The sequence below is a fragment of the Microcoleus sp. N3A4 genome (assembly GCF_036701805.1).
Lineage (GTDB): Bacteria > Cyanobacteriota > Cyanobacteriia > Cyanobacteriales > Microcoleaceae > Microcoleus.
Genome location: NZ_JAUBRJ010000135.1, coordinates 1 through 7,139, shown reverse-complemented (window position 1 = coordinate 7,139; position 7,139 = coordinate 1). Strand labels below are relative to the sequence as shown.

Sequence of the window (7,139 nt, the reverse complement as noted above, 5' to 3'; positions counted from 1 at the left end):
ACAGCTTAGCTCTACATAAGCACAATTAAGAGGGCTAAAGCCCAACTACGTACCTCACTTATTTGAGAACTGCTATATCAGATGCTTTCTACAACTGTCCGAAACCTTTTTTTGGCTTATCTTTTTTCTTTTTCTTCTTCTGCTGGGTCATATAGCCGCGGGAACCGGGCTGCATTCCGGGGCCGCCCATTCCGGGCATTCCGGGCATTCCGGGCATTCCGGCGAAGTTGCCTTGACTCATTTGCTGCATCATTGTACGCATTTTCTGGAAATCGCTAACCAGTTTAGTTACGTCGTTTTCAGCGTAGCCTGCGCCTTTGCCAATGCGGCGGCGGCGGGATGGAGAACTTGCTAAAAGTTCGGGATTGCGGCGTTCTTCAACTGTCATCGAATTGATCATGGCTTCGGTGCGTTTTAGCTGCACTTCTCCCTGCCGCATTTGTTCGTCTGAGAGTTTGTTCATCCCCGGAATCATTTTCATGATGCCGCCGAGGGAACCCATGTTTTTTAACAGTCTGGTTTGTTTGAGAAAGTCGGTAAAGTCAAACTTTGCCGTGAGCATTTTCTCTTGCATTTTCTCGGCATCGGCGATGTCGAATTCTTCTTGCGCTTTTTCTACTAGCGTCAAGACATCGCCCATGCCGAGTATTCTCGATGCCATGCGATCGGGATAAAATGGTTGCAAGGCTTCCACTTTTTCGCCGACGCCGACAAATTTAATCGGCGCGCCGGATATTTGCCGCACTGATAAAGCTGCACCGCCGCGGCTGTCGCCGTCTAATTTGGTTAAGATTGCGCCGGTAATGCCGATTTGTTCGTGAAAAGTGCGGGTTAAATTTGCTGCTTCTTGGCCGGTCATGGCATCAACAACTAACAGCGTTTCATGGGGTTGTACTGTTTGTTTGATGCGACCCAATTCTGCCATCATGTCTTGGTCGATTTGCAGGCGACCTGCTGTATCGACGATGATGGTATCGATGCCGATTTGTTTGCCGTGTTCGATGCCTTGGCGGGCAATTTCTACGGGGTCAATGTCTTTGCCTAATTCAAATACGGGTACATCTATTTGTTTGCCGAGGGTCAGCAATTGGTCGATCGCGGCAGGTCGATAAATGTCGGTTGCCACTAGCAGTGCGGTACGATTTTGTTTGCGGAGGTGCAGCGCTAGTTTGGCGGTAGCTGTGGTTTTCCCGGTTCCTTGCAAACCTGCCATCAGGATCACTGTCGGCCCGGATTCGGCGGTGGCGAGGGGTACGTTAGTTTCCCCCATGACACGCACGAGTTCGTCGTGGACGATTTTGATGAATTGTTGGTCGGGACGGACGCCTGAAACGACTTCTGCGCCTTGTGCTTTGGCCGCTACCTCTGAGATGAAGTTTTTGACGACTTGGAGGTTGACATCGGCTTCCAGGAGGGCGCGGCGGACTTCTTTGAGGGCGTCTTGGATGTTGGACTCGGAGATTTTATTTTGTCCGCGCAGTTTTTTCCAGGTGGATTCGAGTCGATCGGCAAGGGCTTCAAACATAGGGCATTGTTGGCTAGTCAGTCTTTTTAATTTTAGGGCTAAATGCGGATGTTTGGATTAATGTTTTGCTAATTTTTCAATAATCTTTTCTGGGCGGGCTAGAAGCCCACCCCACAAGCAAATTATTCATGTGTTGTGGAACAGGCATCTTGCCTGTTCTTAAAACTGCTATAAGATGTGAGTTTTTACGCGGATTGAGGCTGAAACTACTTCAAATTCATGTAGTAGGGTACGTTTTGACAAACCCTACTTTCTGGAATAGGATTAAAGTATTTCCGTCACGTTGCCACAATTTTAATGTCTGCTTATGCCCAAAAAGATTCGAGAGCTCAAAAGCCTCCTACTAAAAGCTGGGTTTACTTATCGTTCGGCAAAAGGCAGCCATACAAGATGGGTTCATCCTTTACTACCTAATGAACCAATTACCATTGCTGGAAATGATGGCGATGATGCCAAACTGTATTTAGAGAGAGAAGTTAATCGAAAAATTGGAATATTGAAAGCAATTGAAGAAGAGGAACCTGAATCATGAAATTACCTTATATAATTGTTATTCAATGGTCGGATGAAGATAACTGCTACCTAGTGCACTTACCTGATTTTCCATCTCAGCAGTTCCACACTCATGGAGATACCTATGAAGAAGCTTTGCAGAATGCAGTAGAGGTATTAGAGCTTTTAGTTGAAGAATATCAGGTAGATGGTAAATCTCTCCCACAACCTAAAACTCTAGTAGAAAACTTGCTGTTTGCTTGATTATTGATTTGAAGCGATCGCCCTTCCCCAAAAAACAGGCGATCGCTCTTTTATGTAGAAGGGCGATTGTTTTTATAGTTGGAGGTTTTGAAGTTATTTGATGTTGGTTTTTACGTATTCTGCGATCGCCGGTTGGACAGTGAAGAGGGTGCGATCGCCCTTTTGGACTTTTTCGATTAATAACCTCCGTCTCAAGGATTCGACGGCTTTGAGGAATTCTGAAGGGGATAATTCCAGAAGGGCTGGCTTTTTGGAGATTTCGACTGCTTTGATTTGATTTGCCAACCATGACATTACTTGTTTTTCGGAGTCTGACAAACGCTGAAAATGTTGGTGCAATAAATATTCTAAGTCTCCTAAAACTAGGCTATTATAGGATAAAAAATCAGAAATATTGCCGTTAAATAAGTCTTGAATTGCAGCGGCTGCTGTATTCAACCACAATGGATTGCCGTTGTAAAGTTCAATCAATTCTGACCATTTTTCTGATTCAAGTAAACCTTTTTCTCTCAATATTTCTCGCGCTGGTTCGCCTAAACTATTGAGTTGCAATGTTTGACAATTTTTCGGGTGGCTTTCTAATGCTGCAATTTCTCTTGGTTTTTCCCAACTGAGCAAAACTATGCAACTGTTGTGACATGATTCTGCTATTTGTTTGAAGAAAGTGCCGTAATTTTCATAGTCTGGTTGGTAGTTTCCTGCTAGTTGTTGGCTGCTGAAAATTGTTTGCACATCATCGAGTACGATCAGACAGCGGTGCGATCGCAAATAGTCGATCAAATATGGTAACTCGGTTTCTTGCTGCTGCGATAGGAATTTAATTAAGTCGGTTTCGAGTGTTTGTAGGGGTGGCGCGTTGCGGAGGCTTCGCCAGATTATACAGTCGAATTCATATTGAATGTGCTGGATTAGTTGGAGTGCGATCGCACTTTTGCCGCTTCCGCTTAATCCTAAGATGCTGATGAGACGGGTGCGGTTTTTCAAAATCCATTGTTTGAGGGTGGTGAGTTCGGATGTGCGATCGAAAAATGTCGAGATTTCGGGTGCGTCGCCTAAGTCGATGCGGGGCTGTTTTGCTGTTGGTTGGGGGTTTTGGGGTGTTTTGGGCGATCGCACTTTTTCACGACAAACGTTAAAGTTATTATTGACTGTGACATTCTCGCCAACTTTAATATTATCGCCAACTATAGCTAATTGATAATTATAAATTTTTTCCTTCTCTAATACAGTCCTAAAATTTGCTTTAGTAATATTTTTTCCTAATCCTTTAGAAAGTATTTTCCAAAGTTGTGATCCGACATTTCTGACATGACTGGGACTTGAGTAAACTTCTTGAGCGATTTGCGTGTAAGTTGTGTCTTGTAAAGTTCCCCGCAAAATAGCTTCTTGCACGTAATCCAAATGCTTGCCCGTCTTAGCAAAAATTAGCTCATCTGCCAGTGTCAAAACTTCGGCAATATCCATAGATTAGGGAGAAGCTGGAGTTTACGCCATTCATTATACCTGACATTTCGTACAATAGTGACATTTTTGATTTTGTCATCTATCTAAAGTCAGGACTTTTCCTACACAGCTCATCCTTTATATTAATTGATTAAGGTGTTGAGAGGATATTTATATGAAGCGAGTGCGGTGGCTCAGCGGTTTGTTGTCTGCTGGGGTGTTGTCTTTTACTTTAGCGACTGTTGGCGCACAAGTGGCCCATGCCCAGCGCCCGATCTTTTTGCTCGACCTGACCTGTGTTAATAGAGGAAGTGGCCAATATCAAAAAGTAAGTGAAGATATTTCTGTAGGTAGAGAACTCTATACAGCAGTTCTGCGTTTATGGCCGAATGCAGCTTTTACTTGTAAACTCTCAGGAGGATCGGGAACTTTACGGATGGAATATGGGATAAGTGATACCGCCATAGGTAACGCTCCTATTACAATAACTGTTTATTTAGATGGAAATCAAGTAGAGTCTAAAACAGCTTCCCCTGGTCAGGTGGGCACACTGTTAGTAAATGTTAGCGGTGGAAAAAGTCTTGCGATAGAAACTGCGTGTGCTAGAGCAACCAATTGTGAAGCAACCCTTCGTCTATTTAAAGCTCAAATTGAGCCTGGGACACGCTCTCCTGGGAGTCGATAAATTATGAGTATCAGCCGCCGTCAATTTAATCGGATCGTCATCTGGGGTGGCGCTTCTTTTGCTGCTTCCGCAACATCCGGCATCTTTTTCCCCAAACCTGCCGAGGCTTATTCCCTAGAATTTCCGATTAGTGCTTTATCAGCCGATCGCGTTTTCAACGGTATTCAAAAATATTGTGGAGCACAGCCCATCCCCGGCGTTCTCTCACCAATCTTACAAGGCAATACTAATGTTAGCAGTAAAATAGAACCAGCGGCAGCCAACGCTATTCGCACGGCAGATAAAGAATTTGTTAACCGCAATTTTACTAGCAAAAGAACCGAATTAGCGGTAACTGGCAGCGGTTCTAATTTTGCATCAGATACCAGTCGGCTGTGGGGGCGGCAAAGACAGGATCAAGTCGGCCCGAATGTTGGCTTTGGCTTCGTACAAAAGTGGGAAGATCAATACAGCGATGCCAAAATTTCCGGGCCGACAATGTGCGCTATTCATAACGCTCAACAAGTCTTAGCAGATCAAAGATTAACACCTCCAGAAATCGCGGCTTCTGTATTGCCAACTCGATCGCGATTGGATGATTGGGGCTCTTGGGGAGGAGATGCGGATGCGTCTGCTGGGAGGAATCCCGGTGCTGTTTTTGCTCAATACGATACAGCCGCAGGTACGGTGACATCTCGCTACGATTTAGTTGAACCTGGGCCGAAAGGTTTTGGGCGTGTTGAGTATACTATTGAAGCCGAAGATCAGCCTCGGCGGGTGATTTTGGTGACGGTGAGGTTTTAGGGGAAGAGTAATATTAATTCTCGCGTTTGTTATCGGGTCCGACGGGGGTTTAAACCCCCGTCTCATAGCGAAAGTCCTTTGAAAAGGACTGAAATGCCGATAGACAGATCCTAATACATATATTCCGTAGGGACACAGCACTGCTGTGTCCTCTTTTTGTATCTGTGTCCTAATTCATGTATCGCACTAATAAACTTCACGGCGATGAGCAATAATAGTGACAAATACCTTTTTTTGTTCATCATCAATATAATAGACCACCCGATAATCTCCAACCCGATATCGATAATATCCAGCCAAGTCACCTTTGAGCATCTTAATATTTGGATGAGTGCGAGGGTTGATTTTCAGCATCTCAAAACACCTATCCAGCTTCCGTTGCAGTGACGCTGATGCTGCTTCAAAAAACTCCCCAGCATCAAGACTCACAACAACCGAATATAAATCAATATTTGGCTCAGTATTTTCGTTTGAGTTGCTCAACGGAAGTCACCTTACCTGCTGCTACATCTTTTTTTGCTTTATTAAAAGCCTCTATAAAACCAGGAATCTGCAATAATTCCTCCGTTGCTAGATTGCTTTCACGTTCTGCTAAATAAGCTAAAAAATCAGCAGCAACGAGCAGTCTTTCTGGAGACAATTCATCTATGTATTCCTTTACCTGCTGGCGAAGTTCTTGGGTGTTCATAGTTCATAATTCTGGAAAATTATTAGATAAGCTGTCGCGCATTTAAATTGTATATTCAGGGCGGGCGAGACGCCCACCCCACAAGAGTTTGATTGTTTTTTAACATACAATTTAAATGCAGAACAGCTTATGCACCATCCTAGCAGATCGATCGAGCTATTGGGTAGGGACACAGTAGTGCTGTGTCCTCTTTCTGCTATGTCCTCTTTCTATTAAAAAAATATCGGACTGTAGAGGCCCCTTCGCCAGTATTTCTAATTCACACCCACGGTATTTATAAACCCGCGCCTGCCTCGCCCTGGGGTGGGGGCGGGTTTATTTTGCCTGTTTGTTTGTTTCCAATATTGTTGGTGAACCCGCCGCTACAGGATTAATTGCGATAGGGTTTTTCTACTTCTCACTTCATCAAAAGAGCCAGTTGATGAAGGGAGCATCCCATTTTTGCTTTCAGATCGTGGACGGTTGCATCAGAATAATATATTTGGATCGTTTTCAGTGCGAGCGTCTCGCTCGCGATCCCTACCGTTCGCTATGGACGCTCGCACTCCTAAAAACGCTTTTTACCAAATTGGGATGCTCCCGTTGATGAATGACACCAACCGAAGCATCTTCGACAATGATTTCTTTTAGTTGTTCCCCCAAAACTTGCGAAGCATCAAGAATTTCTAGTCCAGCCAGTTTGCCGTCAGGACTGTAATCAGCAATAATGTCTTCAGTCAATTCTCGATTTTCCGCTGTTCCAGGTGCTAATAACAGTAACTCTATGTATAGAGCATAAACTTCTCGATCGTATCGTATTCTCATATGATTTAATCCTGTTAGTTAAAGTAATAGACATTTACTGTCACTACTACAATTTTTTACGGTGCATCTGTAAAAATTGACTTAACAGCTTTGTAAGCGTAAAACTGTTGATTAATGGGAGATTGATTGTTGAAATCAAATTGAGCGCGGGCTGAAAACTTACCTTGCTTGGCTGGTTGCCAGTTGCCCGAACGAATGGCAATAATCACCTCATTTTCGACCGCACCCCGCAGCAGCATTCGCTCTCTGGCATGAGTTGAAAAGTAGATTGGCTTGACCGTAGGATTTATTCTGTATCCTTGATAATATTATATAGCCTTTCTCAAAAAGATGAGGTATGACTGACAGCTTACATAACCACCCAGACGCTTGAGGGCCGCAGGGTGGATTAATTGTCATCCTAGAAATAGGTACGTAGTTGGGCTTTAGCCCTCTTTATATATACGTCTAAAGAG

10 protein-coding genes are annotated in these 7,139 nt (G+C 44.0%); 4 read left to right on the top strand and 6 right to left on the bottom strand.

Annotation, left to right across the window (positions count from 1 at the left end; all coding sequences use genetic code 11):
• Positions 1–88: 88 nt before the first annotated feature.
• Positions 89–1,525, bottom strand: coding sequence for a signal recognition particle protein (ffh, locus tag QUA56_RS35900; protein WP_333368634.1), 1,437 nt, complete (start codon positions 1,523–1,525; stop codon positions 89–91).
• Between the two features lie 307 nt (positions 1,526–1,832).
• On the opposite strand from ffh, the gene QUA56_RS35895 reads away from it, so the two are divergent.
• Entirely contained in the window at positions 1,833–2,057 is a 225-nt protein-coding gene (locus QUA56_RS35895; protein ID WP_333208346.1) for a type II toxin-antitoxin system HicA family toxin, read from the top strand.
• Positions 2,054–2,281, top strand: a complete 228-nt coding sequence (locus tag QUA56_RS35890; RefSeq protein WP_333368631.1) for a type II toxin-antitoxin system HicB family antitoxin — start codon at positions 2,054–2,056, stop codon at positions 2,279–2,281. The genes QUA56_RS35895 and QUA56_RS35890 overlap by 4 nt, the downstream gene beginning before the upstream one ends.
• A gap of 93 nt (positions 2,282–2,374) precedes the next feature.
• Here QUA56_RS35890 and QUA56_RS35885 read toward each other — a convergent pair whose 3' ends face one another.
• The gene (locus tag QUA56_RS35885; protein WP_333368629.1) at positions 2,375–3,745 is read right to left on the bottom strand and encodes an NB-ARC domain-containing protein; all 1,371 of its coding nucleotides are present in this window, start codon (positions 3,743–3,745) and stop codon (positions 2,375–2,377) included.
• 154 nt (positions 3,746–3,899) lie between these two features.
• On the opposite strand from QUA56_RS35885, the gene QUA56_RS35880 reads away from it, so the two are divergent.
• Positions 3,900–4,409, top strand: coding sequence for a hypothetical protein (locus tag QUA56_RS35880; protein WP_333368626.1), 510 nt, complete (start codon positions 3,900–3,902; stop codon positions 4,407–4,409).
• A gap of 3 nt (positions 4,410–4,412) precedes the next feature.
• Positions 4,413–5,192, top strand: a complete 780-nt coding sequence (locus tag QUA56_RS35875; protein WP_333368623.1) for a Tat pathway signal protein — start codon at positions 4,413–4,415, stop codon at positions 5,190–5,192.
• A gap of 186 nt (positions 5,193–5,378) precedes the next feature.
• On the opposite strand, the gene QUA56_RS35870 is transcribed toward QUA56_RS35875, so the two are convergent.
• From QUA56_RS35870 to QUA56_RS35855, 4 genes are all read right to left on the bottom strand, one after another.
• Positions 5,379–5,675 carry a type II toxin-antitoxin system RelE/ParE family toxin gene (locus QUA56_RS35870; RefSeq protein ID WP_333368620.1) on the bottom strand — a complete coding sequence of 99 codons (297 nt, stop codon included), beginning with the start codon at positions 5,673–5,675 and terminating at the stop codon, positions 5,379–5,381.
• Positions 5,650–5,880 carry a hypothetical protein gene (locus QUA56_RS35865; protein ID WP_333368617.1) on the bottom strand — a complete coding sequence of 77 codons (231 nt, stop codon included), beginning with the start codon at positions 5,878–5,880 and terminating at the stop codon, positions 5,650–5,652. The genes QUA56_RS35870 and QUA56_RS35865 overlap by 26 nt, the downstream gene beginning before the upstream one ends.
• A gap of 519 nt (positions 5,881–6,399) precedes the next feature.
• The gene (locus QUA56_RS35860) at positions 6,400–6,684 is read right to left on the bottom strand and encodes a DUF2283 domain-containing protein (RefSeq protein WP_333368614.1); all 285 of its coding nucleotides are present in this window, start codon (positions 6,682–6,684) and stop codon (positions 6,400–6,402) included.
• A gap of 56 nt (positions 6,685–6,740) precedes the next feature.
• A complete protein-coding gene (locus tag QUA56_RS35855; protein ID WP_333368612.1) occupies positions 6,741–6,923 on the bottom strand; it encodes a hypothetical protein in 183 nt (60 codons plus the stop codon).
• Between the last annotated feature and the right edge of the window lie 216 nt (positions 6,924–7,139).

Excerpts from the sequence above, each read along its gene's own strand:
- QUA56_RS35855 (WP_333368612.1), bottom strand. The coding sequence starts at position 6,923 with ATGCTGCTGCGGGGTGCGGTCGAAAATGAGGTGATTATTGCCATTCGT.
- QUA56_RS35895 (WP_333208346.1), top strand. The coding sequence starts at position 1,833 with ATGCCCAAAAAGATTCGAGAGCTCAAAAGCCTCCTACTAAAAGCTGGG.
- QUA56_RS35890 (WP_333368631.1), top strand. The coding sequence starts at position 2,054 with ATGAAATTACCTTATATAATTGTTATTCAATGGTCGGATGAAGATAAC.
- QUA56_RS35885 (WP_333368629.1), bottom strand. The coding sequence starts at position 3,745 with ATGGATATTGCCGAAGTTTTGACACTGGCAGATGAGCTAATTTTTGCT.
- QUA56_RS35865 (WP_333368617.1), bottom strand. The coding sequence starts at position 5,880 with ATGAACACCCAAGAACTTCGCCAGCAGGTAAAGGAATACATAGATGAA.
- QUA56_RS35860 (WP_333368614.1), bottom strand. The coding sequence starts at position 6,684 with ATGAGAATACGATACGATCGAGAAGTTTATGCTCTATACATAGAGTTA.
- QUA56_RS35880 (WP_333368626.1), top strand. The coding sequence starts at position 3,900 with ATGAAGCGAGTGCGGTGGCTCAGCGGTTTGTTGTCTGCTGGGGTGTTG.
- QUA56_RS35875 (WP_333368623.1), top strand. The coding sequence starts at position 4,413 with ATGAGTATCAGCCGCCGTCAATTTAATCGGATCGTCATCTGGGGTGGC.
- ffh (WP_333368634.1), bottom strand. The coding sequence starts at position 1,525 with ATGTTTGAAGCCCTTGCCGATCGACTCGAATCCACCTGGAAAAAACTG.